21 protein-coding genes and 1 pseudogene are annotated in these 25,750 nt (G+C 72.4%); 9 read left to right on the top strand and 13 right to left on the bottom strand.

All coding sequences use genetic code 11. The features are described 5' to 3' along the window. The first annotated feature begins 115 nt into the window (after window positions 1–115). The 3 genes from AC067M_RS08005 to AC067M_RS07995 all read left to right on the top strand — a co-directional run bounded on the left by AC067M_RS08005 (window position 116) and on the right by AC067M_RS07995 (window position 2,479). Window positions 116–1,276: an ROK family protein gene (locus tag AC067M_RS08005; RefSeq protein WP_478696138.1), complete on the top strand. Its 1,161-nt coding sequence runs from the start codon at window positions 116–118 to the stop codon at window positions 1,274–1,276. A gap of 128 nt (window positions 1,277–1,404) precedes the next feature. Beyond that, window positions 1,405–1,578, top strand: a complete 174-nt coding sequence (locus AC067M_RS08000; protein ID WP_478696137.1) for a hypothetical protein — start codon at window positions 1,405–1,407, stop codon at window positions 1,576–1,578. Between the two features lie 61 nt (window positions 1,579–1,639). Further along, window positions 1,640–2,479, top strand: a complete 840-nt coding sequence (locus AC067M_RS07995; protein WP_478696136.1) for an EamA family transporter — start codon at window positions 1,640–1,642, stop codon at window positions 2,477–2,479. A gap of 23 nt (window positions 2,480–2,502) precedes the next feature. Here the strand turns inward: AC067M_RS07995 and AC067M_RS07990 are convergent, their stop codons facing one another. Further along, window positions 2,503–3,882: a S1 family peptidase gene (locus AC067M_RS07990; RefSeq protein WP_478696135.1), complete on the bottom strand. Its 1,380-nt coding sequence runs from the start codon at window positions 3,880–3,882 to the stop codon at window positions 2,503–2,505. 110 nt (window positions 3,883–3,992) lie between these two features. Beyond that, window positions 3,993–5,021: a hypothetical protein gene (locus tag AC067M_RS07985; protein WP_478696134.1), complete on the bottom strand. Its 1,029-nt coding sequence runs from the start codon at window positions 5,019–5,021 to the stop codon at window positions 3,993–3,995. 372 nt (window positions 5,022–5,393) lie between these two features. On the opposite strand from AC067M_RS07985, the pseudogene AC067M_RS07980 reads away from it, so the two are divergent. From AC067M_RS07980 to AC067M_RS07970, 3 genes and pseudogenes are all read left to right on the top strand, one after another. Then, a pseudogene (locus AC067M_RS07980) lies at window positions 5,394–5,555 on the top strand (5-dehydro-4-deoxyglucarate dehydratase); the annotation flags it as partial. Further along, window positions 5,552–6,808 (top strand): glucarate dehydratase family protein, encoded by a 1,257-nt coding sequence (locus AC067M_RS07975; protein ID WP_478696133.1) that lies wholly within the window; start codon window positions 5,552–5,554, stop codon window positions 6,806–6,808. The pseudogene AC067M_RS07980 and the gene AC067M_RS07975, both read left to right, overlap by 4 nt. A gap of 26 nt (window positions 6,809–6,834) precedes the next feature. After that, window positions 6,835–7,215: a PPOX class F420-dependent oxidoreductase gene (locus tag AC067M_RS07970; RefSeq protein WP_478696132.1), complete on the top strand. Its 381-nt coding sequence runs from the start codon at window positions 6,835–6,837 to the stop codon at window positions 7,213–7,215. A gap of 53 nt (window positions 7,216–7,268) precedes the next feature. On the opposite strand, the gene AC067M_RS07965 is transcribed toward AC067M_RS07970, so the two are convergent. The 4 genes from AC067M_RS07965 to AC067M_RS07950 form a co-directional block, all read right to left on the bottom strand. Next, complete coding sequence (locus AC067M_RS07965; protein WP_478696131.1) at window positions 7,269–10,046, bottom strand: dienelactone hydrolase family protein; 2,778 nt, start codon at window positions 10,044–10,046, stop codon at window positions 7,269–7,271. Between the two features lie 170 nt (window positions 10,047–10,216). Further along, window positions 10,217–10,642, bottom strand: coding sequence for a Zn-ribbon domain-containing OB-fold protein (locus tag AC067M_RS07960; protein WP_478696130.1), 426 nt, complete (start codon window positions 10,640–10,642; stop codon window positions 10,217–10,219). A 173-nt stretch (window positions 10,643–10,815) separates the two neighbouring features. Continuing rightward, window positions 10,816–11,544 carry a TetR family transcriptional regulator gene (locus AC067M_RS07955; RefSeq protein ID WP_478696129.1) on the bottom strand — a complete coding sequence of 243 codons (729 nt, stop codon included), beginning with the start codon at window positions 11,542–11,544 and terminating at the stop codon, window positions 10,816–10,818. Between the two features lie 107 nt (window positions 11,545–11,651). Beyond that, window positions 11,652–12,500, bottom strand: a complete 849-nt coding sequence (locus tag AC067M_RS07950) for a bifunctional methylenetetrahydrofolate dehydrogenase/methenyltetrahydrofolate cyclohydrolase (protein WP_478696128.1) — start codon at window positions 12,498–12,500, stop codon at window positions 11,652–11,654. A gap of 300 nt (window positions 12,501–12,800) precedes the next feature. Here AC067M_RS07950 and AC067M_RS07945 point away from each other — a divergent pair, with 300 nt between their 5' ends. Both AC067M_RS07945 and AC067M_RS07940 read left to right on the top strand, forming a co-directional pair. Beyond that, window positions 12,801–13,622 (top strand): ATP-grasp domain-containing protein, encoded by an 822-nt coding sequence (locus AC067M_RS07945; protein WP_478696127.1) that lies wholly within the window; start codon window positions 12,801–12,803, stop codon window positions 13,620–13,622. A 93-nt stretch (window positions 13,623–13,715) separates the two neighbouring features. After that, a complete protein-coding gene (locus AC067M_RS07940) occupies window positions 13,716–14,393 on the top strand; it encodes a peptidoglycan-binding domain-containing protein (RefSeq protein ID WP_478696126.1) in 678 nt (225 codons plus the stop codon). A 72-nt stretch (window positions 14,394–14,465) separates the two neighbouring features. Here the strand turns inward: AC067M_RS07940 and AC067M_RS07935 are convergent, their stop codons facing one another. The 7 genes from AC067M_RS07935 to AC067M_RS07905 form a co-directional block, all read right to left on the bottom strand. Continuing rightward, the gene (locus AC067M_RS07935; RefSeq protein ID WP_478696125.1) at window positions 14,466–16,937 is read right to left on the bottom strand and encodes a SpoIIE family protein phosphatase; all 2,472 of its coding nucleotides are present in this window, start codon (window positions 16,935–16,937) and stop codon (window positions 14,466–14,468) included. An 87-nt stretch (window positions 16,938–17,024) separates the two neighbouring features. After that, a complete protein-coding gene (locus tag AC067M_RS07930) occupies window positions 17,025–17,588 on the bottom strand; it encodes an antibiotic biosynthesis monooxygenase (RefSeq protein ID WP_478696124.1) in 564 nt (187 codons plus the stop codon). A 49-nt stretch (window positions 17,589–17,637) separates the two neighbouring features. Then, window positions 17,638–18,015 carry a hypothetical protein gene (locus AC067M_RS07925; protein WP_478696123.1) on the bottom strand — a complete coding sequence of 126 codons (378 nt, stop codon included), beginning with the start codon at window positions 18,013–18,015 and terminating at the stop codon, window positions 17,638–17,640. A gap of 298 nt (window positions 18,016–18,313) precedes the next feature. Continuing rightward, window positions 18,314–19,234, bottom strand: coding sequence for a MurR/RpiR family transcriptional regulator (locus AC067M_RS07920; RefSeq protein ID WP_478696122.1), 921 nt, complete (start codon window positions 19,232–19,234; stop codon window positions 18,314–18,316). Window positions 19,235–19,282: 48 nt separating this feature from the next. Further along, window positions 19,283–20,953 carry a phospholipid carrier-dependent glycosyltransferase gene (locus AC067M_RS07915; RefSeq protein WP_478696121.1) on the bottom strand — a complete coding sequence of 557 codons (1,671 nt, stop codon included), beginning with the start codon at window positions 20,951–20,953 and terminating at the stop codon, window positions 19,283–19,285. Window positions 20,954–21,044: 91 nt separating this feature from the next. Beyond that, window positions 21,045–22,964, bottom strand: coding sequence for a phosphatase PAP2 family protein (locus AC067M_RS07910; RefSeq protein ID WP_478696120.1), 1,920 nt, complete (start codon window positions 22,962–22,964; stop codon window positions 21,045–21,047). Window positions 22,965–23,184: 220 nt separating this feature from the next. After that, window positions 23,185–24,084 carry a BadF/BadG/BcrA/BcrD ATPase family protein gene (locus AC067M_RS07905; protein ID WP_478696119.1) on the bottom strand — a complete coding sequence of 300 codons (900 nt, stop codon included), beginning with the start codon at window positions 24,082–24,084 and terminating at the stop codon, window positions 23,185–23,187. Window positions 24,085–24,393: 309 nt separating this feature from the next. Here AC067M_RS07905 and AC067M_RS07900 point away from each other — a divergent pair, with 309 nt between their 5' ends. Further along, a complete protein-coding gene (locus tag AC067M_RS07900) occupies window positions 24,394–25,524 on the top strand; it encodes an ROK family protein (protein ID WP_478696118.1) in 1,131 nt (376 codons plus the stop codon). Window positions 25,525–25,750: the final 226 nt, after the last annotated feature.

Here is a 25,750-nt window from a genome sequence, read left to right as displayed (position 1 = left end):
CAAAAGAATCGAGGCGTCAAGGGCCGTGCAGACATCTTTGCCGGGGGGTCTTGGGATGCCTACAGTGACCTGGTTACTTCCTTGGCGAAAGAAATCATGTGGGAGTCTGACCTTCATGACCGCAGGTACCGCCAGTTGGCTGCCACTGAGTCCGGGGGAACGCTCGGTGGCGATCGAGGTGCTCGTCCACGGCCCGCTCTCCCGCACCGAGCTCGCGCGACGGCTGGACCTCTCGGCGGGCAGCCTCACCCGCCTCACCAAGCCGCTCATCGAGTCGGGGCTGCTCGTCGAGGTCCCCGAGGGGGGCGCTCCGGCGGAGGCGCGCCAGGGCCGCCCGTCCCAGCCGCTGGCCGTCGTCGCCGAATCCGGCTCCTTCATCGGCTTCAAGATCACCGAGGACATGGTGTACGGCGTCGTCACCACCCTCCGCAGTGACATCGTCGCCCGGCACGACCGCTCGCTCACCGCACACGACCCGGACACGGTCGTCGAGGTGCTGGGGGAGATGGCGCAGGAGCTGGCCGGGGCTCACCCCAGGCTCGCCGGTATCGGCATCGGTGTGGGCGGCCTCGTCGAGGACCGGGCCGTGGTCGCCGAGTCGCCCTTCCTCCAGTGGCGGGACGTGCCGCTGGCCGCGCTCGTCGAGGAGCGCACGGGGCTGCCGGTGGTCGTCGAGAACGACGTGGCCGCCCTGGTCGAGTCCGAGACCTGGTTCGGTGCCGGCCGCGGCCTCGACCGCTTCGTCGTCCTCACCATCGGTGCCGGCATCGGCTATGGGCTGGTGCTGGACGGCAAGCGCGTGTCCTGCGCCGAGGAGGACCGCGGCTTCGGCCGCCACTGGATCCTCGACCCGAACGGCCCGCTCACCCCCGACGGCGAGCGCGGCAGCGCCGTCTCGCTGCTGACCATCCCCAGCATCCGCTACCAGGTCCAGGCCGCCACCGGCCGCGACCGCACGTACGAGGAGATCCTCGCCCTCGCCGCCGCGGGCGAGCCCATGCCGGCCCGGGTCATCGAGGAGGCGGGCCGCGCCCTGGGCACGCTGGTGGCGCAGATCGCCAACTTCGCGATGCCGCAGAAGATCCTCCTCGCCGGAGAGGGGGTCGGCCTGATGGACGTCTCCGGCAAAGTGGTGCAGAACACCATCCGCTCCCACCGGCATCCCCTGGCCGCTCCCGTCGAGTTGGAGACGAAGGTCTCCGACTTCCACGACTGGGCACGCGGGGCCGCCGTCCTGGCGATTCAGGTGCTCGTGCTGGGGGCGGCGGAGGCCTGAGCTGCGGCGATGGTGAATCGGACGCCGTGGGTTGACAGTTGGACGTGATCAGTAACACGGTCCGATATGTCCGTATCGATGGCCTTTACTCACGCGGTCTTCACTACGACCCCCGTAAGATTCACACCATGTCCACCACTGTTGAACCCGTCTCCGATCGATCGGCTGCCGAGGTCAACGAGGAGATCCGGGCCCTGTGGCTCCGGTCGGGCGGGACACTGACCGGCGAGCAGCGCGAGGAGTATCAGCGCCTCGTCTTGGAGTGGGCCGCCGCGGCACCTGATCCGGTGACGGCGGCCTGACAGTCGCCCTGCCGGGAGCGCCGCCCGCATCGGAGCGCCGTCCCTGGGCACCCCGTATCGGATGGGTGCCCTCCTCGCGCTGACCTCAGCCGTCGTTTACGGCATCGTCGACTTCGCCGGCGGACTCCTGTCCCGCCGAGCCCACTTCGCGACCGTCACTTTCCTCGGCCAGGTGGGCGGGCTCGTGCTCGCCTCTCTCGCCGCGCTTGTCATACCCGCCGAGGCCGTCCGCCCAGGAGATCTGCTGTGGGGTGCCCTGTCGGGCATCGGCAGCGGAGCGGCGATGCACTTCCTCAACCGTGGCCTGAGCCACGGCGCGATGAGCGTGGTGGTGCCCGTGAGTGCCGTCACCTCGGTCGCGCTGTCCGTGCTGTGCGGGGTGGCTCTTGGCGACCGCCCCGGAAGCCTCGCGTGGACCGGCATCGCCCTCACGGTGCCCGCGCTGTGGCTGGTCGCCGGCGGCCGGGCGGGGGAGGGCGGCGGCGGTCGGGCAGGGGAAGGTGGCGGCGCGCGGGACGGTCTGCTCGCCAGCCTCGGGGTCGCCGTGCAGTACCTGGCCCTCGCCCAGGCCGACCCGGCCGCAGGGCTGTGGCCGCTGGCGGCGGGACGAGCCGCCGCCGTGCTCGTGCTGCTGCCGACCGCGGCGCGTCACGCGCGGCGCACCACGGCGGCGCTGAGCGCGGGGGCGGTGGCGGTCGGAGCCGGGGCGGCGCTCGGCCTCACACTGTTCCAACTCGCCTCTCAACAGCAGCTGTTGGCGGTCGCGGTCGTGCTCGCTTCCCTTTATCCGGCTCTCCCCGTGATCCTCGGGCTGGTCCTGCTGCACGAACGGGTCACCCGGGGTCAGACCCTGGGGCTGCTGGGTGCGGCGGTGGCCACCGTGCTGCTGACCCTGGGATGAGGATGAGGGCGCGGGTGTGGAGATCAGCTCCAGGTCGCCGAGTAGTAGCGGCGGTAGGCGTTGCGGTCCTTCTCCGCGCGGATGAACCGGGTGGCGACCAGCGCGACCAGGCTGCCCGCGATGACCAGCAGGCCGGGGCCCACATTGCGGGGATCCATGATCTGGGCCGCGAGGGACTCACCCACGCCGCCCGTCACCGGAGCCGTCGAACCCGGTGAGGCCGCACCCGGGGCGATCGCGCTCTGCGTGGCCGAGGCGGCCGGCGCCGGAGCACCGGAGGGCGCGGCGCCCTGCCCGCCGGCCTGCGCCGACACGATCAGCTTGACCCGCAGCGCGGTCAGCGCCTTCGTCACCGGCTGGAAGAACGTCGTACCGCCCGTCTTGCAGTCGCCGCTGCCGCCCGAGGTGATCCCGAGCGCGACACCCTCCGAGAACATCGGCCCGCCGCTGTCCCCGGGTTCGGCGCACACGTTCGTCTCGACGAGCCCGCTGACGGTGCCCTCCGGATAGTTCACCGTCGCGTTGAGCCCGGTCACCTGACCGTCGCGGAGCCCGGTCGTGCTGCCGCTGCGGAACACCCGCTGCCCCACGGCCGGATCGCTCGCGCCCGTGATCCGTATGCCCTTGCCGTTGCCGATGGACACGACGTCGGCGCCGTTGCCGGCCTTGCCACTGTTGTACTGGACGAGGGAGAAGTCGTCGCGGGGAAAGCTGCCGCCGACCGTCTTGCCCAGCTGCTGGCTGCCCCGGTTGTCCGCGAACCAGATCGAGCCGGTGGGGCCGCAGTGCCCGGCCGTGAGGATGTAGTCGCTCTGGCCGTCCGTCACGTTGAAGCCCGCAGAGCAGCGGCCGCCCGTGGACAGAATGGGCTCGGCACCGTTGAGGCGCGTGGTGAAGGTGCCCTCCTTGCGCTCCATCCGGACGAAGCTGCCGATACCGGCCGCGACCTGCGTCATCTTCGACCAGTCGGCCGAGGAGACGGTGGTGTCGCCCTGCACCACGATCTGGTTGGACTTGTAGTCCATCACCCACGCGGTGCCCGGCACCCGCGGCGCCGAACGCAGCGTCGCCGCGGCCGCCTTGAGCTCGTTCATGCTGTGCCCCACGACCTTGGCCTGAGCCCCCGCCTGCCGGACCTCCGCGGCCGTCTCCTCGTCGGTGACGGCGACGACCGGCCGCCCCTCGGCGTCGACCCAACTGCCCGCCGTACGGGAGGTGCCGAGCTGGGACACCAGCTGCGCGCCGGTGCTCCCCGCCGTCTGCGCGGAACTGAACGGGACGGCTGGGACGCCGGGCGTCTCGCTCGCCATGGCCTGCGTGACCATCAATCCCCCGAGGAGGAGTCCGCCGACGGCCGCCAGCCGTGTCACTCGCCGGACGGTCCGTCGTCGTACGTGCCTCATGCATGGCTCCCGAACCCGAATGTGCGGTGCCAACACCGCGAGGCCCTCCGGTCGTTGAGCGCCCTTCTTTTCATACGGGCCTGAGGTCCGCAGTGTTCACCGATCGACGATCATGCCGTCATCTCGGTCCGGAGCCCGGTGTCCTCGCCCGTCGGGCCGAGCCGCGCCCAGCTGTGACCGTCGCCCCAGACCGACGACGCGCCGACGTAAGGGCGCAGCAGGGCGGTGAGGACCGGGTCGCCCTGGTCGTGCAGCTCGTCGGAGGCGATTTTGCGGGCGATGCCGGCGAGGAAGTCGGCGAGCTGCACCCGTGGATCCTCCCGGGCGACGACGAGCCGGAAGCCCGCGAGGCGGACGCCGTGCAGTCGGGCCGTCTCCTCGATCCAGGCGATCCGGTCCGGCGTCAGCATGTTCTGCCGGTCGTGCACGAGGACCACCGGCCGGCCGCCGGCGCTCCAGTGCGCGGCCGTGCGGACGACGGCGGGGAGCAGCGGATTGAGGACGGGGATCAGCATGCCCGGTCCGTTCGTGATGCGCTCGCGATAGGAAACCGCCCGGGAGCGGGCCTCGGCGAGGCGCTCCAGAATGACCGCCGCGTGGGAGCCGGAATGCGCGCGCACCAGGGAATCCACCGTGCGGAAGAACTCTTCGACGGGCGCGCCGGGATCGCCGTCGTAGCGCACCCGCAGCATTTGGTTGGCGGCTTCGAGGAATTCCCGCCACCGCTCGTCCCCGAAGGTGCGCGGCCCCTCCCGGTGCAGTGCGACGGCCTGCGCCTCGTCGCCCAGCAGCAGGTCGACGGCCCGGTCGACGACGTAGAACGCCTTCTCGGTGAGGTGCACATGGGCGTGGCCGTGCAGTGGTCCGGGCGGCGAGAGCAGCCATTCCAGCACCGCGCGGTGCTTCTCCCGCAGCAGATGGTTCGCCTTGTACTCCTCGGCGGGAGAGCGGATGCGGTCCCGTATCTCCCGCAATTGCGCGGCCGCGCATTCCACGGGCATCCGCACACTCGCGTGCGCGAACACGTCCGTGTTCCCGCCGGTGAGGTTCTCGCCGTCCGAACCCGACTCGTCGCAGGCGACTTCCAGCACCGCGCTCGCGCCCGCCGCACCCGTTCCGTTCACACGTTTCCAGGTCACTCCACGGCCCCCTGTCCTGTGCTCATGACCAGCATCCCGCACCTGGGGTCCGGTGAACCGGGAATTAACGGCGCGCACCCTGTCCAGCAGGTGAGCGGACGGCGCCGGCAACCGTCGTGTTTGGCGTTCGTGGTGGGCCCGTCGAGAACGTGTGGCCTCCGCGCAAGCTTCCAGCCATGTCTTGACATGCGGCTGAAACCGTTCGTAGCTTGGGCGCCTCGATTTAGATTCGTGAAGACAGTTCATGAATGTGAACGGAGTGAGTCCATGGGGCATCGCCGACGACGCCGCCTGGTCGCCACGCTTGCCGTCACGGGGCTGATGCTCGGAACGGCCGCGTGCGGCTCCGGTTCCGGCGGCGCGGGAAGCAGTGACGAGGTCCCCGGATACGCCGTGTCCCTCATCAAGGCCGGAGTGACCCTCCGCGGCCTCGACGTGGGCGGCGTACGGGCGCCCCTCGTCGACCCCACGCCGGAGCACCTCGCCCGGCTCGCGAAACTGATCGACCACGGCCTGGAGGTGGCCGGCGTATGAGCACCCCCGCCACCCGGATCCGGGAACTGATCGTCACCCCCATCGCCTTCTCCGACCCGCCGCTGCTCAACTCCAACGGCGTCCACGAGCCCCTCGCCCTGCGTATCGTCCTCCAACTCGTCCTGGAGGACGGCACGGTGGGCCTCGGCGAGTCGCCCGGCGGCGAGACGCGTCTGGAACGGCTGCTGACCGCGGCCAAGACGGTCGTCGGCATGGACGTCTTCGACACCACGGCCGTCAGCGCCGCGATCGACGCCGCCCTGCTGCCCACCGTGCCCAGCTCCCACGAACGCGGCTGGACCACCTCGGCCGTGGAGGTCGCCTGCCTCGACGCCCAGGGCAAGCTGCTCGGCCGCCCGGTCAGCGATCTGCTCGGCGGCACCGTCCGCGACTCCGTACCGTTCGCCGCGTACCTCTTCTACAAGTGGGCCGAACACCCCGCCCTCGACGGCCGCCCCGCCATCGGCGACGACTGGGGCGAGGCCCTGGACCCGGCCGGGATCGTGGAACAGGCCCGGCTGATGCAACAGCGGTACGGCTTCCGCTCGTTCAAGCTCAAGGGCGGGGTCTTCCCGCCGGACGAGGAGATCGCCGCCATCAAGGCGCTCGCGGAGGCCTTCCCCGGACAGCCGCTGCGCCTGGACCCCAACGTGGCCTGGACCGTGGAGACCTCGGCATACGTCGCCCGGGAACTGGACGGCGTACTGGAGTACCTGGAGGACCCGACCAAGGACATCCAGGGCATGGCGGAGGTGGCGAAGGAGTCGCCGCTGCCGCTGGCCACGAACATGTGCGTGATCGCGTGGGAGCACCTGAAGCCCGCGATCGAGCAGAACGCGATCCAGGTGCTCCTCACCGACCACCACTACTGGGGTGGGCTGCACCGTACCCGCGAACTGGCCGCCGTGTGCGAGGCGTTCGGGCTCGCGCTGTCCATGCACTCCAACTCGCACCTGGGCATCAGCCTCGCCGCGATGACCCATGTCGCCGCGGCCATCCCGAACCTCGACCACTCCTGCGACACCCACTACCCGTGGAACTCGGCCGACGACGTGATCGTCCCGGGTGTCCTGGAACTGCGCGACGGTGAGGTGAGGGTCCCCACCGGCCCCGGCCTCGGCGTCGAACTCGACCACGACGCCCTGGAGCGGCTCCACCGCCGCTACCTCGACTCCGGGATGCGCGGCCGCGACGACACCGGCTACATGCGGCGGATCCAGCCCGACTACGAACGGAGGCTGCCTCGCTGGTGAGGGGTGCGGTGCCTAGACTGCCCGGCATGGACGACACCTCGCTCGACCGGCTCGCGGCGGGCAAGTACCTGCTGATCACCAGCTACCGGAAGAACGGCACGGGTGTGCCCACCCCGGTGTGGGTGGTGCGCGACGGGGACTCTCTCGGCGTCTGGACGGCCGCCGACTCCTGGAAGGTGAAGCGGATCCGGGCCCGCGACGACGTCCTGGTCGGGCCGTGCGACGTGCGGGGCAGGCCGACCGGGGAGCAGGTCCCGGCCACCGCCGAGATCTGCGACGCGGCCACCACCGCCCACTACCGCACGCTCGTCGCCCGCAAGTACGGCATCCTCGGCCGGCTCACGCTGCTCGGCAGCCGGCTGCGCAGGGGCGCGCAGGGGACGGTGGGCATCCGCGTGACGCTGTGACATGAGAAAGGGGGTACGGACCCGGTGGTCCGTACCCCCTCACCGAACGGCGGTTACGACGCGTCCAGCACCGTGCCCGTCAGCTCCGGCCCGCCCTCCTGCGGCCGGCCGAAGTCGACCATGTACTGGAAGCGCACGGACTCGGCGGGCTCGGTCACCCGGTCCGTGATCGTGGGCAGGGTGAGCTCCGCGCTGGTCCGCCCGGCCGGAACGGCCGTCCCCAGCATGAGCCAGTCCACCTTGGACAACGGGCGCTCCGGGTCGGGGGACTCACCGGTGGAATCCGTGAACCACTGCGGGTCGACGTCCTTGGTGGACAGTTCAACACCGCCCGCCACCGGTGTCACCAGGAACGCGATCCCCAGGTCCACGGCGGCGGGCTCGGACAGGGTCACCCGCCAGGTCAGCGGCTTGCCCTCGGTGACCCGGTCCGCGACCGGCGTCACGCTGATCTTGGGCATCGGGTCGTCGTTCTTCACGGTGACCCCACCGCGGTACGAGCCGACGACCGAACCCTGGACCGCCTTCACCAGCACGTCGTGCTCCACGTCGTCGGCGAACAGCGTGTCCCCCTTCACCTGGACGGGGATGTCGATGGACTGGCTGCCGGGCCGCACGGTCACCAGACGGTCCTTGGCCTGGCCGGTCGCCGGGTCGAGGACGTACAGTCGCACCTTGCCGCTGCCCTGGCCCGACACGTTCACCGGCATCCGGTACGTGCGGACGCCCGAGTCGCCCTCCTTGACGGTCGTGCGGCCGATGTCGACGCGCGGCAGCGCGGCCTCCTTGACGGCGGGCGTGCCGGGGCGCCAGCCCCAGGCGTCCATGAGCCACGCCTGGCCCTTCTGCGAACGCGGCGTCAGCTCCAGCGTCTTCACGTGCCGCAGGTCGAAGCCCCGCAGAGCGGCGGCCGCGAGCGGTACGCGCACCTCACGCGCCCAGTACGAGGCCGTCCGGTCGCTGCCGGGCAGCCCGTCCACCTTGACCCGGCCGAGGGTGGCCCGCTTGCCGGAGGTGTCGGTGACGGACACGTCCAGCTGCGTCCCGGTGCTGTTCGGCGGCACGAAGACGCGCAGCGCGAGGTTCTTGGCACCGGCGAGGGAGAGCGGTGTGGCGGGCTTGATCCGGGCCGGGGACCCGGGCGACGACCAGCGCAGCGCCACCGCGCGGCGGCCGGTCTCGCGTTCCGTCTCCCAGAACGCGAAGTGCGGCGAACTCCCTGGCACGTTCTCGCCCAGGCAGGCGACCGCCGGGTCGGGGTCGACGGCCGAGCACAGCCGGCCGCCGGTCACCGAGACCGGCCCGTCCGGCAGGAGCCCGCCGCTCCGGTTGGCGCCGACGGCGTGCGTGAGGACGCGCGCCGGGTCGGCCGAGGGGGCCCGCTTGCCGGTGCCGTCGAGCAGCTCGCGCACCTTGTCGTCACCGGCGACGAACAGCCGGGCCGCGGCGGCGATGTAGGTGGCGCCGGCCTTGTGCTGCTGGTCGGCGGTCAGCCGGGTCCGGGTGCCCTTCGAGCACACCGGGTCCCGCCGGTCCTCGTCCTCGTAGAAGTCGTCGTCGGCGGGCGCCACGGCCTGCCCCGGAGTCCACTCCGTGTTGAAGAAGTTGTGGTTGGCGCCGACCACGTAGACCGCGCTGTGCAGCGCCGCCCCACGGCTGACGCCGCGGGTGCCGTCGACGAACACCTCGCCCTGGAGGTCGGAGACGTCGCCGTCGCAGCCGGGGAGGATCGTCACCGACGGCACGTCGGCGACCGGATTCTGGCCGAAGATCGTCGGTCCGATCAGCACGGTCCCGCGGACGTGCCAGCGCACGGGGCCGCGGTAGCCGTCCTGGTCGGCGGGCGCCGGGTAGAGGCTGTCCATCGCGGCCCGGTTCACGCCCTCGCCGCCGCGCGAGTGCCCGACGAGCAGGACGCGGGACAGGTCCGTCTTCGGGGCGTTGCGCACGGCGGCCGGGGCGGTGGACGGGTGGGCGGCCCAGTCGGCCCAGCGCGCGAGGTGCTGCCGTACGAGGGACGAACGCGCCTGCGCGCCGCCGTCCACGGCGTCCCAGTCCTGGCCGTTGATGCCGTTGGCCGAGATGGACACCGTCATGTAGCCCTGGGAGGCCAGGAGTCGCTGGTCGCGCAGATAGCCGCGGTAGCTCGGGATCTGCTTCTCGCCGGCCTTGCAGGGCCAGTTCCCGCTGACCTCGTCACCCTTGTAGCAGGTGCCGTGCCGGCCGTGCAGGAACAGGGCGAGCGGGCGCTTGCCGGTGGCGCCCTCGGGGGCCACCACGACGGCCTTCATCTCCACCGGGGCCGGGAACCCGGGCAGCTTCACGGAGTTGAGGCTGTACTCGCCGGTCGTCGTACGGAACGACCCCGGCTTGCCGGGGTCGACAGCGCCCGCGGGCGACGGGGCCGGTGGCTGTGTGGCGGTCAGCGAGTCGCGTTCGCGCGGGGCGGCGGACTTCTCCTCGGCATCCAGCCGACGCCCCGCCGCCAACACCTGAAGGTCGGTCAGCTGCGTGGCGTGGACGTCGTCGAGATCCAGCCGGAAGGTCCGGCCGTCCTTCTGCGGTGCGGGTACGCCCAACAGGCGGCCCGCGGCATGGAACTCCACACGTGCGTCCCCCATGGGGACGCGCTCCGGTGCGCGCCAGACCAGCTCCCGCGCGTCACCCTCCCCGGTGATGCGCCAGCCCGGCGGAAGCCCGCCCTCGCTGTCGCTCACCGTCGTCAACGGCGCGCCCCCGGGCGGCTGTTGAGCCTGCGCCAGTCCTGGCGACGCCGCCAGGGCGGCCAGCACCGCCACGGCGGTGACACCTATTCGCCGGGCACGGATCAATGGTCCCCTCCTCGAACCCAAAGCGCGGGCGGCCCCGTCGATACCGGGAGCCTCACGCGTCCCGGATGACGGAGGAAGAGCCCTGTGGGTTGCCTGTGAGGGGAGCCGGGCGGAGGGCCACCGTCGTGATCAAGCCAACGACGGCTGCCGCGTTGTCGGCGCCGACCTTGTCAGCGCCAGGCCCGGTACGGCTCGTCGAGGAGTTGGAAGACCGGCTCGCCGCGGACCGGGTCCTTGGCCGTGGACAGCCGTACGCGGTCGCCGCTGTGGATGCCGATGGGCGGGCCCATGACCCGGCCCCGCACCACGAAGCCCTCGGCCATCTCGACCAGTGACACGTTGCGCGCGGCGGGGGTGTTGCGGTGCACGACGGTGGAGTGGCGGACCGTGCCCGTGCCGTCGCTGCGCTCCGTGCGCAGTTCGCTGCCCCGGCACACCGGACAGAGCAGCCGGTGGTACATGGCGGTGCCGCAGTAGGTGCAGCGCTGGAAGAGGATGGCCTCCGAGGTCGAGGCCAAGCCCGGGGCCCGAGGGTCCAGGAGGCCCGTCGCGGAGCCGGCTGCCTGCTGAACGGCGCTTCCTGAGGGGTGGTACACGCTGGTCAACTCCCTGCGCTCGGGCGGAATCCCGCGTGCGCGGCCCACCCGTGCACGCCTGTGCGCGGTTCACCGTGCCACCGTGCACGGCCTCAGAGTATGGCACTCAGTGCCACGCGTAAAGGCACTGCGTTCCCTGAATCTTCTCCGCGTCCTCTCTACGCGTGTGGGCGTCAGGCGCGCCCCAGCGTGGTCTCGATCTCCTGCACCACCCGCCACAGGGGTGCCTCGCGCCGGGAGACGACGACGACCACGTCGTCGGGCCGCTCGTCGGTGAGCGACGCGACGCGTACGTCGACGGCAGGCGCGCCGAAGGCGGACTGCACGTATCCCAGGGCGTGGTCCACCGTGGCGCCCGCGTCGCTGCGGCCGTCCGAACGCAGCCAGGAGCGCAGGGCGTTGTTGTGCGCGGCCACCACCGCGGCCGCGATCACGTCCGCCCGCAGGTTCCCGTCGGGCCGGCCGGCGAAGCGCCCGCGCAGGTACGCGGCGAGGGCCCGCTCGTAGCGCCACACCACCGACAGCTCGTACGCCCGCAGCCCGGGCACCTTCTTGGTGAGCCGGTAGCGCTGCACGGAGAAGCCCGGGTTCTCGGCGTACATCCCCAGGACCAGCCGGGCCGCGTCGCACACCCGCTTCACCGGCTCGTGCCCCTCGTCGCTCGCGGCGAGGAAGGCCGTCATGTCGGCGAGGCAGCGCTCGTGGTCGGGGAAGACCACGTCCTCCTTGGAGGGGAAGTAGCGGAAGAAGGAGCGCCGTCCGACGCCGGCGAGTGCCACGATGTCGTCGACGGTGGTCTGCTCGTAGCCCCGCTCCAGGAAGAGCCGGAAGGCCGCCGCGACCAGGGCGTCCCGCATGGGCGGCTTCGCGGATGCCGCCTCGGCGCTGCTGCTGGAGCTCATGAACGGGAACGTAGCACCCGACCGACGGTCATGGCACTCAGTTCCCTCCAGTCGCCCGCCAGATGCCTTCCAGGGGGAACTGAGTGCCCTTCATGGCCCGCGCGAGGTCAGAACCGCTCGGCCGCCTCCACGACGTTCGTCAGCAGCATGGCCCGGGTCATCGGACCCACACCGCCCACCGGCGGCGCGTACGACCCGGCGACACCGTTGACGTCCGGGTGGACGTCACCCAGGACGCCCTCCACCGTGCGGGTGAGGCCCACGGACAGCACCGTCGCGCCCGGCTTGATCCAGTCCGGCGTGACCAGGTGCGCCACACCGGCCGCCGCCACGACGACGTCGGCCACGCGCGTGTGCGCGGCGACGTCCTGCGTGGCCTCGTGGCACAGGGTCACCGTGGCGTGCTCGGTGCTCCGGGTCAGCATCAGGCCGAGCGGGCGGCCCACCGTGATCCCGCAGCCGATGACGCAGAACTGCTGGCCCGTGATGGGCACCTGGTTGCGGCGCAGCAGGTCGATGATGCCGCGCGGGGTGCAGGGCAGCGGCGCCGGTATGCCCAGCACCAGACGGCCGAGGTTCGCCGGGTGCAGCCCGTCGGCGTCCTTGGCGGGGTCGATCAGCTCCAGGACGGCGTGGGTGTCGACGTGGGCGGGCAGCGGAAGCTGGACGATGAAGCCGGTGCACGCCGGGTCGGCGTTGAGGCGGAGCACCGCGGCCTCCACGTCGGCCTGGGAGGCGGTGGCGGGCAGCTCCACCCGGATCGAGGCGATCCCGACCTGCGCGCAGTCGCGGTGCTTGCCGCCCACGTAACTGCGGCTGCCCGGGTCGTCGCCGACCAGGATGGTGCCGAGGCCGGGGGTGACGCCCCGGTCCTTGAGCGCTTGGACGCGCAGGGCGAGTTCGTCCTTGATGGCGGCCGCGGCGGCCTTTCCGTCGAGCAGTGTTGCGGTGGTCACGGGAGTCGCGAACCCTTCGGGAGACTCGGGAGAAGACTCGGAGGAGGACGCGGAGAAGATCCGGGGGAGGACGACGCTGTCCGGGACCCGGCGCGCACGCCCCGGTCCTCGATGTGCCATCGTACGGCCCGCGCGGGGCCCACCCCGCAGACGAAGTAACCTTTCAGCGCCAGGCCCCGCCCGCTGGGCCGGCCCGCCGTGTCCGGTCCGCCGTCCCCGGTCCGCCTGTCCGGTTCGCCTGTCTGGTCCGCCGTCCCCGCCCGCCGTGCCTCGCCGTCGCAGCTCGAGGAGACCCCCCAGATGACCCGCCCCCGCCTCCTCTACGTCACCGACCTCGCGTACCAGGCCCGCGGGCGCCGCTACTGCGACGAGGACATCCACCTCACCGCCCGTCTCCGCGAGGACTTCGACCTGGCCCTGTGCCACCCGCTCGGCGCGGCCGCCCTCATGGACGCCTTCGACGCCGTCGTCGTCCGCAACAGCGGCCCCGTGCTCGCGTACCAGGCGGCCTACGAGGACTTCCGCGAGCGCGCGACCCGCGGCGGCACCCGGGTCTACAACCCGCTCACCGGCAGGGCCGACATGGTGGGCAAGCAGTACCTCCTGGACCTCAGTGCCGAAGGCCGACCGGTGATACCCACCGTCGACCGCCTTGCGGACCTGCACAGCCTCCCGGAGACCGACCGCTACGTCGTCAAGCCCAAGCTCGGCGCCGACTCGGCCGGCCTGAGCATCGTCACCGCCGACCGTCTGCCCGGTCTCGTCGACGGCACCGTCCTGGTCCAGCCGTGCGTCGACTTCGCGTACGAGGTCTCCTTCTACTTCGTCGACCACGACTTCCAGTACGCCCTGTACGCCCCGCATCCCGACCGGCGCTGGCAGCTGGAGCCGTACGTGCCCACCCCGGACGATCTGGAGTTCGCCCGCGGCTTCGTCGAGTGGAACGGCCTCGCCCACGGCGTCCAGCGCGTCGACGCCTGCCGCGCCCCCGGCGGCGAACTGCTGCTGGTCGAACTCGAGGACCTCAACCCCTACCTGTCCCTGGACGCCCTCGACGACGCCGGCCGCGATGCCTTCGTGACGGCCCTGAAGGACTCCCTGCGGCGCTTCCTCGACGCCTGAAGCACGGCCGGGACCGAACGCGGTCCGGCTGAACCCGGGCGGCCGCCCGCGCGTATCTCTCCTCGGGGATCCACGGGACGGAAGGAGAGCAGCGTGCCGACACCGGACGAACCCGGGGGGCCGGACGACCGCCCACCCCTCGAACCCATCCGCGTGCTGCGGCTGCGCCGCACCGACGCCCTCGCGGAGCTGTTCAGGGAGCTGACGCAGGACAACGGCGAGTACGAGGCCGTACACCTGCCCAGACCGGCGCCCGGATCCGAGGCCGAGACACAGGAGCTGCCTCCCGTGTCCACCGGCCACCGTGACCCGGCACCGCGCCACCGTCCCCGACCCCGCCGTACCGCGCTCGCGGCGGCCTGCGTCCTCGCGGCGGCACTCGTCGGCTTCGGCTGCGCCTTCCTGCTGCCCGGCGACGGCTCCGACAACACGGCCGCGCCCGCACCCCCGACGACGAGCGCCCCCGCCCAGGAGGCCATCCCGACCACCCCGGCCACCCAGCCCTCCCAGCCCTCCCAGCCCTCCACCGACCCCGACGGCGCCGGCACCCTGCGCGAGGGAGACTCCGGTCCCGAGGTCGCCGACCTCCAGGTACGCCTCCTGCGCATCCCCAACGTCTACGACCACGGCCCCACCGACGGCCGCTACGACACCGTCCTCGCCGAGGCCGTGGCCCGCTTCCAGCTCTGGTACGGCATCCGTGGCGACGAGACCGGTGTCTACGGCGACGACACGCGACGCGACCTGGAGTCCCGTACGGGCGGCGGCTGACCGGCGCGCCGACTTGGGCAGCGGGCGCCGCCTGGACCTGCGTGGGCTTCAGGTACCCGCGCCACCGAGCGGCTACCGCGACGCCTCATGCCCGCCGTCGCCCGGATGCCCGCCTCCCGGAGGTTCGCCCGGACGTGCGTCGCCCGGATCCACCGGAACCCGGATGTCGAGCACGCACACGTCGTCCTGCTGCTCGCTCTCCAGCATCGCCGCCAGCAGCCGGTCGAGGGCACCCGGCTCGTCCGAAGAACGGTCGTTCACGGCCCGGGCCAGCCGTTGCAGGCCCAGATCGATGCTCTCCGAGGCCCGCTCGACCAGACCGTCGGTGTACATCAGGAGCCGGTCACCGGGCCGGAGATGGCACTCCGCCTCCTCGTAGACCGGGGTGTCGCTCGCCCCGAGCAGCATGCCGCGCGGACGCCCGAGGTAGTGCGCCTCGCCGTCCCGTTGCAGCAGCGGCGGTGGATGGCCCGCCTGCGCCCAGACCAGCCGCCGCTCGCCGGGGCTGTAACGGGCCAGGATGATCGTCGCCGTGCCATGGGTGTCGCGGGAGTGCAGGAGCAGGGTGTTGAGCCGGGCGAGCGCGCCGGTCAGGGACGAGCCCGTGATGATCATGCCCTTGGCGGTGAAGCGGAGCTGGGCCATCGTGGCGACCGCGTCGATGCCGTGACCAGCGACGTCGCCGACCACGAACAGGGCGTCCCCGTCGGGCAGTTCGATGGCGCTGAACCAGTCGCCGCCCACGTTGAGCCCCGACTGGGCGGGCAGGTAGGCGACCTCGACGTCCAGTCCGGCCGGCCGTACGACCTTCTTGGGCAGGGGCAGCAGCGCGTGCTGGAGCCGGGAGGCCAGGGTCCGTTCGGCCTGCAGCACGCCATGCTGGGTCAGGATCGCCCGCTCGGACTCGACGAGGGCCAGCTCGGCGCTGCGCTGCGCGGTGAGGTCCTGGACAAAGCCGTGGACCTCGACCGGGGTGCCGTAGATGTCCGCCACCGCCTCGGCGACAGCTCGCAGATGCCGGACGCCCGTACGGGTGCGGATACGGAACGGGAGGTCGAACGGCCGCCCCGACTCGACGAGTTCCGCGACGGCGCGGGTCAGCGCGGGGACGTCTTCGGGCAGTGCGAGGGAGGACAGCTCGGGCAGGGCGACCGGGCCGTCGGCGGGATCCCGGTCGAGCAGCGAGAAGACCTGGGACGACCAGCTCACTTCGTGCGTGACCAGGTTCCAGTTCGCCCAGCCGAGGTTTCCGAGCCGCTGCACGTCCGCCAGCCGCTGCTCCTGCCGGTCCGAGGGCTCGTGCCGGATCCATGTGACGATCAACCCGTCGCCCAGCTTCGCCACCCGTACGGAGTAGGTGGACAGTTCGGCCACACCCGCCACGACCTGCTGCCGTGCGAACGGCCGGCCCTCGAACGGCTCCCCGGTGGCCAGCGCGTGCAGGCAGCCCTGCCACAGCGCCTCACCGGCCATGGCGGGCCAGCACTCGAGAAACCGCAGACCGGCGAGCTCGCGGCCGCAGCGGCCGACGATGTCGATCGTCTCGGAGGTCGCGGCGTCGATGCGGTAGTCCTCGATCTCGCCCGACGGGGCGCGCAGTGGGCTGAGCAGGACCGCCGCACCCGGCAGGCCGTCGAACACCGCCTGCACGGTGTCCGGGGTGCGCTCCTGCGCGGGCTGGTGACGGATGTCGACAGAGCGCAGCCAGCCCCCACAGAGCCTGGTGGCGGCGCGCAGCTGCTCCCGGACGCGGGGCGTGAACGGACCGTCGTGGCCGCGCAGGACGCCGAGGACGACGTCGGCCGAGCCGTCGGGCGGCACGGGCAGCCAGGCACGTGACTTCCACCGCTCCGGAGGGTCCCCGATCAGCAGGTACTGCTCGCGGTCCTTCTCGATGTCCTCCAGCCAACGCTCCTGACCGGACCGCAGGGCGTCCAGCGCGGCGACCCCGGTCAGCGGCGGCACCTGGCGCCACTCGGCGGCCTCGGTGTCGTCGATGCCGGCGTGACCGACGAGTTCGAGCCCGCCGGCGGCCCGCCGGGCGTAGATCATGACCGCGTCGGCGCCCGTGCCCGGCGCGAGGTGTTCGAGCAGGCAGCGGGCGAGATCCTGGGTGCCGCCGACCCGGGCCAGGGCCTGGGCGAGACGGCCGAGCGCCGCGGAGTCGTCGTCGGCGACCGGGTCCGGGGCGTCGGAGGTGTTGTCCGCCATGTCGGCATCGGCCGGTCCCGGGTCTGCGACCGCGCTGCTCGGGGGCGGCGCCAGACTGCCGAGCGTGATCCAGCACTCCTCGAGGAGGGTGCGCTGCGCTGCCTTGGCGCGCTGCTGGAGGTCCTCGTGCGCCCCTTCGGGAGAGCACCCGGTCAACGCCATCAGCGCGCCCTTGGCCCGCTCCAGCACCGCCGCGGTGGCGGCGAGATCCTGCAACCGGTCCATCTCGACGCGCTGTCGTGCCACGACTCTGGTCAGCGCGACCAGGTCGGGCACGGCTCCCGGCTCCGCCGGCACGGCGGGTTCGCTCGTCACGCGACGAGCATGGCACATGGAGCCCCGATCGACTGCTGTCTTGACCTTGCCCGATTCACTCGCACGTGCGAGGACGTGCCGGTTTCCCCGGCTCGTGCCGCCCTCTCATTGATCGGGCGGCGAGTAGAGCCACAGCCGCAGCAGCCGACTCAGCAGGGGCATGACGAGGAAGGTGAGCGTCGGCAGCAGCACCAGCGGGAACACGGCGGCGCGCAGCGGCAGGGGCCAGCCTGTCGTGTGGGGCGTGACCAGCCACTGGATCAGCAGCGTGAACGGGTAGGCGCCGAGGAAGGTGGTGAGCGCCATCTTCCACTTCGGCGGCGACTGCACCGAGGTGCCGGGCAGGCTGAACCAGGTCTCCACCCCGCTGGTCGACTGCCGTTCGCTGCTGATTTCCGAGGCGACGCCCTCGATCCGCGCGTGCCACTCGGCCCGTTCGTCGGACTCGAGCCAGGCCGTGAGCCGGTGCGGATCGCTGAAGCGGAGCACCGCGTGGTAGCGGTGGCCGCCGTCCTCGGGGTGCAGCCAGGAGACGCCCTCGTTGCCCGGAAACCGACGGGCACAGCGGGTGACCTGGTGCGTCCACTCTTCGAACTCGCGCGCGTGGCCAGGGCGTACCCGCCAGGTCAGGACGGTGGTCACCGGTTCGCGTCGGGTGGTGGTGCTCATGTTCGCGACGGGTGCCACGCGTGGCGGCGGTCATGCCTGCCGGGGGCGGTCAGCGCACGGTGCCGTGGTCCACCAGGGCCTGGCTGACCGCTCGGACGCTGCGGGCGATGTGCTGGAGCTGCATGACCTCGGCCGCGTACAGCTTGATCGTGTGCTCGATGACGGATTCCGGCAGCCCGAGGCGGGGGAGATCGGCGCGCGCGGTCTGCAGGGCGGTGCGGGCGACCCGTATCTCCTGCTGGACCTGGAGGTGTGCGTGACGGGCGAGGAGGACGGGATGGCGCAGGAGGACGGGATAGCTGGCGTAGCGGGCCGGCACGAGTTCGCGCAGCCACCTGGCAGCCGAGCGCTCCCAGTCGTAGCTGCCGGGGTTCTTGACCTGGCACGGCCAGTCCTGGCTGATGCGCGTGATCGTCGTCATTGCCATGTTCGTCGCTTCCGGGTGTGCGGGTCGGAGGGATGGTCCGACGGGGTGGGCGGCCCCGGTCCAGGGGATGACCGGGGCCGCCGCGGGGCGCTCGCGCAGGCGATGCCCCGAACACCCTGGTCGCCGGCGTGGGTAGGGACGGCGGCTCCGGGTGTCCGTCGTGGAGCCCTGTGCGGGCGGGTACGGCCGTGAGCAGTATTTATATATGCCGTCGCCTTTGCAAGGCGTATGAAAACATTCATGTGTGATATGAGGAGAAGACGGCCCATGCAAGAAATGCGGCACCTCACAGGCGGGCTCAGTCCCGGAGGAAGAACTGGTGCTGATCCGCGATCTGCTCGTACTCTTCGAGCCGGGCCTGAGTGCGCTCCGGGCCCGCGTCCGTCATGGCCTGCAGCAACGCGGCGGCCATCACACCCGGGGCCGCGTAGGAGTCGAAGACCAGCCGTGAACCGGTGCCGGTCGCGAAGGTGACGTCGGCCTCGTCGGCCACCGGACCGAGCGCCAGGTCGGTGACGAGGGCGACCCGCAGGCCCGCGCTGCGCGCGACCCGGACCGCGGTCAGCGTCTCCTGGGCGTGCCGGGGCATCGAGAACGCCAGCACCCAGGTACCGCCCGCCTCACGGGACTGCAGCAACGCGTCGTACGCGACGCTGCCGCCCCGGTTCACCAGCCGCACGTCGGGGTGGACCCGGCGTGCCGCGTAGGCGAAGTACTCGGCGAGGGAGGCCGAGATGCGCAGGCCTAGGATGGTCAGCGGGGCCGACTGCGACAGCTTGCGGCCGATGTCGATGACCTGGTCGGGGTCGGCGAAGTCCCGGCGCAGGTTCTCCAGGTTCGTGATCTCGGCGTCGACCGCCGCCTGGAGCTCGTTGCTCTTGTCCTCCTCCGCGGGGCCCCCGCCGGCGAGGGTGCCGAGGGCGATCGACTGGAGCTTCTCGCGCAGGGCCGGGTAGCCGCTGAAGCCCACCGCCCCCGCGAACCGCGTCACCGAGGGCTGGCTGACACCGACGCGCTCAGCCAGGTCGGTGATGGAGAGGAACGCGGCCTCGGTGATGTGTTCGATCAGGTACTGGGCGATGCGCCGCTGACCCGGTGACAGACGGGGCCCGTCGAAGAGCGCCCTGAGCTGGGAAGTCGGGGCCGCCTCCGCCTGCGGAACCGTCTTTCCCGAGGTGATCGCGGATGCCTGTGCGCGTGCCTGCTGCGGCGATGGCACCGGTGCGCCTCCTTTGTCTTCCACGAGGACTCAACATAGCTCAGCCGCTCATCTGCGGTAGATCGTGATCGAGTGCCCGACCTCGTCGACCGGACGACTGCTGTGGATCAGTTCGGCCAGCCACCCCTGCGCCTTGGCCACCGCGGTGTCGGACACCACCAGCAGCCCGTGCACCCGGTCCGCGGGCACCCCGCGCGGCTCGGACGCCTCGATGCCGTAGTACGACGGCACACCGCTGCCCTTGTACACCAGCCAGACCCGCTCGCCCCGGTAGCGCTGGTGCAGCCGGTCCGCCAGCCGGCCCAGGTCCTGGCCCCAGTCCACGTTGGAGTCGTGCAGCCGCAGGTGCGTCTTCGCCGGCCCGCCGAACGCCTCGTTGGAGTACGGCAGGTAGTACGGGAACGTCCGCAGCGAGCTGACCGCCACGAGCGCCACCAGCACCCCCGCCCCCACCGGCCCCCACCGCCACCGCACCGCGAGCACACACCCCGCCGCCACCGCCAGGAACATCGGCAGGAAGACCACGTACCGGGTGCCGAAGTCCCGCGCCCCCTCCATGGCCACCGCCAGCAGCACCGCGGCCGGGAGCAGCACGTAGGGCGCCGCCGGCCGCAGCCGTCGTACCGCGATCATCGCGACCGCGCCGGCCGCCCACAGGGCGAGCATGCCGAGCGGGGTCTTCACCAGCAGCGCGGCCGGCAGGTAGTACCAGCGTGAGCCGTCGTAGAGACGGCCGAACAGGAAGCCCTCCCACGGCCGGTTCTCCATCCAGAACTGGACGCGCATACCGTCCCGGAATGCCTCCGGGAACGGCAGCAGCTGCACCAGCAGGCCGCGCTTACCGCGCGCCACCGGCACAGGCTGTTGCGGCACCCACCGCAGCCGGGGATCGACCATCAGATACACCGCCCACACGACGGCGACGGCCGTCACCGCCACGATCGCCGCCCGCAGCAGCGCCGGCCGCCAGTTCGTGGCCTGCCCCCGCCACGCGGTCAGGGCGGCCAGCCCCGCCAGCACCGGAACCGCCGGCAGCGCGCTCATCTTGGTCGCCACCGCCGCACCGAGGGCCATCCCTGCGAGCGGCACCAGAAGGCGCGGCCGTCGGCGGGCCCGCCACAGCAGCCACACCGACGTCAGCAGGAAGCCCGCCACGGGGACGTCCAGCGTGGCCAGCGAGCCGTGCGCGATCAGGTCGGGGGACAAGGCGTACACGGCGAGCGCCGTGAGTGCGGCCCCCCGGCCGGCGAGGTCCCGGGCGAAGGCGAACACGACCAGCCCGAACAGCAGCGTCAGCACGATCACCGGCAGCCGGGCCCAGAGCATCAGCCGCCAGGGGTCGTTGCCGGACCCGTACAGCAGCCGCTGCCCGAACTCCTCCTGGGTGTCGGCGGGTGACGGGTCGAGGTGCGGCCCGGCGAGCGCCACCCCGACGCCGATGACCAGCTTCCCGAGCGGCGGGTGTTCGGGGTTGTAGCGCAGCCGGTGCTCGTGCAGGTAGTCGGCCGCCGCGCCGACGTACACCGGCTCGTCGATCGTCGGCGTCTGCTGGACGGCGGTGGTGACCATCGCGAAGGCCATCTGCGCCAGCAGCACGACGACGAGGAGCGGCACGAGCCACCGTCCCCGCGGCCGTGCGGGCGACCGCGCGAGGATCGCCCCGGCGAACGTCCGCGGCGTTTCCGGGTCGAGAACCGTGTGCTGTGCGCGTGCCATCATCCGCCCTGCGGCGACACCCGGCAGGGCGGTGGCGGGAGTGCGGGGCAGGGCATCGCTCGGCCCTGCGCACCGGCTCCCGCCACTCGGGGCGTTACCGCTTCAGGATTCGTACCGACAGACCTTCCGCCGTGTACACAGGTACGGCCCGCAGCCGGTCCGAGTTCAGCTCCACACGGTCGAACCGGCCGCGCAGCGCCGGGGCGTCGATCACGCGCACCGTGCTCCCGACGGCCGGCGGGCACTCGGCGTCGAGCCGCAGCGACAGCACGCTGCCCGGGCCCAGCACGACCCGCCGCGTCACCGTCAGGACCTCCTTGTGCCGGCCCGCGCGCAACGTCGGCGCCAGCACGGCGGACTCCTGCGCGAACACGCCGTGCACCTGCACCGGTTCGTCGACCCGCAGCGTCCCGCCGAGCACCCGCACGTCACCGTGGCCCAGCGCGTGACCCGACGCGGAGACCAGCACGCCGTCCTCCAGCACCGTCCCGCCCGTGTACCGGTTGTGGCCGGTCAGGGTGAGCGTGCCGGTGCCCTTCTTGGTCAGACCGCCCCGGCCGTCGATGTCGTTGCGCCAGGCGTCGGCCGCCTGGAAACCCCCGGCCGCCGCGTCGAGCGTGACGGTCACGTCGGAGTCGAAGGAGCCGTAACCGTCCGCCGCCGCGAACAGGTTCAGCCGCCCCCACTGCTCGAACCCGTCCAGCAGGACGTACCCGGAGGGCAGCGCCGTCGTCCGCAGCACCTCACGCCGCTGCGCCGCGTCCAGGTACGGAAGCCGGGTCTCGAGGAGTACCTCCGCGCCCTTCGGCACGGTCATGGGCTCCTGCCCGCCGGCCCGGGGCAGCACATACGTCAGGCGCGGCTCCACCGCGCGGGCGTTGGCGGCACGGTCGGCGTACGGGTCGGTGGCGGGGCCCGCCGAGTGCGCGTAGGCGTACAGGGTGTCGGCGGTGGTGCCCGTCTTCTCCTGGAAGTACGCGAGCGCCTGCGCGCGCGCCGCCTTCTTCAGGTCGGCGTTGGCCGGGTCGGCGAGCGTGGCGGCGGCCAGGGCGGTGGCCATGATGCGGCCGCCCATGACGTCGACGGTCGAGTGCATGCCCGACATGATCCGCGTGTGGCTGAGCTCGAACGCCCGCGTCACCAGCTCCTGGAAGCGCTCGGGCACGGCGTACGCGTACGCCAGCGACGCCAGGTGGAAGGCGTTGGTGTGGCCGCTGGGGAAGCCGCCGTCGTCGACGGGGGAGGTGCTGCGCTGACGCAGCAGCTGCGGCACGACGACCACCTTCGAGTCGTACACCGGGTAGCCGAGCGCGTCCGTGCGGCCCGTGTCGACGACCTCACTGTCCTCGTTCATGCGCCACGGGCGCGGGTACTGGAAGGCGTACTTGCCGGGGTTGCCCGAGGCGAACGGGCCGCGCACGGTGTCGACGAGCTTGGCCACGAGGCCGAGGTCCGAGGTGTACGAACCGGCGCCCAGCGCGGAACCCGCGGGCGCGTCGGCCGGCACGGAGTCGTCGATCTTGGTCGGGGGCGTCGTCTCCGGGGCGCTGATGATCGACGTGACCGCTCTGGCGCCCGCCTTGTACAGGTCGGACAGCGGGCCCAGGCCGGCGATCATCGCGTAGCTCTGGTGCTGCCGGTCGTAGACGAACGCCTCCCGCGCCTGCGCCTCGGTGCGCCCGGCGGTGATCCGGGCGCAGTAGCGCATGTTGGCGCGCAGCACCTCGGGGCGCAGCGGCGTGCCGGTGTTCCAGGCGGCACCGGTCTTCCACACCTCGGCCATGCCGCCGAGGACGCGCACCACGGCGTTGGTCTCGGGCGTCAGGTTCGCCATGACGTTGGTCTTGTAGTCGTCGACGAACGCGGCGGGCGCGGTGGCGGCCTTGGCGTCCGCCGCGCCCAGCCACCCGACGAACGTCGGCGCGGCGACGAGCGCGGCCGAGCCGCCCAGGGAGGCTCTGAGGAAACCCCTCCGGTTCAGGGAGGGGGAGTGGTGCCCGGCGGATGACGGCATGGGGGTGCCTCTCTTCAGTTCTGCGGCCCTGCGGCCGGGGGAAGGTCGTGCGATCGTGCCTGATACGACGGGGAGTTGAGTGACCCGTGCGTCAGATGGTGCGTACGAGCGAAGATCTACGGCCGAGTTGTGTCCCATCGGCGAGGGTTCGGCGGCGGGGACGTGTCCCGCGGGTGAACGAGGGCCCACGGCCCCCAGGGGGCCAGGTCCCGCTCGCCGGTCACAGCAGTGACCGCGCCAGCGCCACCGCGCCCTCCACGGGGGGCACCCGCAGGGGCCTGGCCCGGGACGAGGGGACCCGTTCGGCGAGGGCGGCGGTGAAGGCGTCGTACAGCGTGGACTGGGACAGCACCGTGCCGCCCGCGACCACCACGTCGTCGACGGGCACCCCGCGTGCGGCGAGGCGGGCGACGAGCGCGGCGAGGGAGCGGCCGGCCTCCGCGATCACGGTGCGGGCGAGCGATGAGCCCGCCTCGGCGGCCGCGAAGACGGCGGGAGCGTGCCGGCCCCACTCGGCGGAGACGTCCGTGGCGCTCTCCAGGGCCGCGCCGAGCGCCGGTACCTCGGACACACCGAGGGAGGCCGCCAGGGCGAGCGCCAGCTCATCGGGTTCCTCGCCCCGGTCGTGTGCCGCCCATACCGCGCGGGCCGCCTCCCGTACGAGACCGGCCGCGCCGCCCTCGTCGCCGAGCACCGCGCCCCAGCCGCCCACCTGGACGGGGGCGCCGTCGGGCAGCCGTCCCACGGCGACGGAGCCGGTGCCGGCGACCAGGCCGACGCCCTTGTCCAGTCCGGCGGCGGGCACGAGCAGTTCGGCGTCGCCCACGACCAGTGCGGGCGCGTCGAAGTGCGCTCGGAGGGCGGTACGGATCTGCGCGCACTGGCGCGGGGTCTCACAGGCGTGTCCGCCGACGGCGAGCGCGGACGGGCGGGTGCCCGCGGGAAGCGCGTCGGCGGCCAGCGCCGCCAGCCAGCCGGCGGCGGCCACGGGGTCGTGCGGCCGCCAGCCACTGCTGGAACGGACGTGATCGGCCACGAGAGTGTCGCCCGCGAACGCGCGGAGCTGGGTCTTGGTGCCGCCCACGTCGATGCCGACCACCAGGGGTGCGGTGTCCTGCACGGAACCTCTTTCGTCGATGCGCTGTGTGCTGCGACGGCGGGCGAACCGTGCCTGGAGGCAGGGTAGTTGATGAACTAGGGAAGCCCCGGGACGGGCTTCTGACGGATCACGGCAGGCGAGTACCGTGACGTTCGTTAGGAAGTTAACTAACGAAGTACAGTGCGTGTCAATAGGCGTCACGCCCTCGGCTGTCCGGGCCTTCGGTCCGGGTCGGGCGCACCGGGCGCCGGAGCAACCCATCGCCGCCTCCCACCGAGCCGCTCGGTTCCGGAGAGCGGCCTGTGACCTGGGGGAACTGTGGAACACGACATGGCGAGAGCCCCCCGTCTGACCGAGAGCGCGAGCGCCGTATTCGCCGTGCTGGCCCAGGCGGGCACCGCGACCCGGCCGCAGCTGGCGAGCCTCGCGCGCCTGTCCAAGCCGACGGTCTCCTCCGCCGTCGCGGAGCTGGAGGGCGTCCACCTCGCCGCCCACTCCGGCACCGCCTCCAGCGGCACGGGCCGCAGCGCCGCCGTCTACCGCCTCGGCCCGGCCGCGGGCGCCGTGCTCGCCGTCGACCTCGGCCCCGCCCTCACCCGGGTCCGTGCCTGTGCCCTGGACGGCACCCTGCTGGCCGAGGCCACCGGGCCGCGTGCCGACGCTGCCGACGTGGTGCGCGAGGCGCTCCTCGCGCTGCCCGCCGACGCCCCCCTGCGCACCATCGTCGTGGCTGTCGGTGACGTCACCGCGCGGGCCGAGGAGGGCGCCGTGCGCCCGGCGACCGCCAAGGCGCGGCCCGTCTTCGACGCGGTGGCCGTCGCGCTGCCGCCCGGAGTGCCCGTCCACCTGGAGAACAACGTCAACTGCGCCGCCCTCGCGGAACTGCACGAGGGCGCCGCCCGCGGCCGGCACACCTTCGGCTACCTGCGGATCGGCGTCGGTATCGGTCTCGGCATCGTGGTGGGCGGACACGTCCTGGCCGGAGCCAACGGCGCCGCGGGGGAGGTCGCCCGGCTGCCCTACCCCTGGGACGACGACCTCGAGCCCCGCCACGAGGCGCTGGAGGAGTACATCGGGGCCCGTTCCCTGCTGCGCAGGGCGGCCGAGGCATGGCCGGATGCCGACGGCTCCTGCCCCCGCACCGCCGAACGGCTCTTCGCCCTCGCCGCAGAGGGCAGCGCCACGGCCCGCGCGGTCGTCGACCGGCACGCCGTGGACGTGGGCCGGCTGGCCGCCGCCGTGACCGCGGTACTGGACCCGGGACTGCTTGTGCTGGGCGGCAGCACCGGCGCGTTTCCGCAGCTCCTGCCCGGTGTGCGGGCCGAGCTGGAGCGGCTCAGCTGGCCCACCGAGGTGGTCAGCAGCCAGGTCGGCGATCTCGGCACCGTCGTGGGCGCCGCCCGCCTCGCTGTCGCCCGAGGAGTCCAAACCGTGACCGATGCGGCGCGGACGAAGGATTGACGGTTTCGGACTCGGTCTGCCAATGTCCGGACAAGCGCTTTCTAAGTCGGCCGGGACGTCGGCTTGGGCGAGCGTCCCGCCCGTACTCGACGTACGGCAACCGCACCAGGGCGTGCTTGTGCGGCGACGGCCACAGCGGCCGGGGACCCTCGCCTGTCAGGATGACGCGGCCGGGCGAGGCCGCGCCCTCGGAAAGCGAAACCTTCCTGCACAATGCACCCGTGCC

Source organism: Streptomyces sp. NPDC043427, from assembly GCF_056436655.1.
Note: the sequence above shows the minus strand (reverse complement) of the source record. Positions and strands in the feature narration are given on the sequence as shown.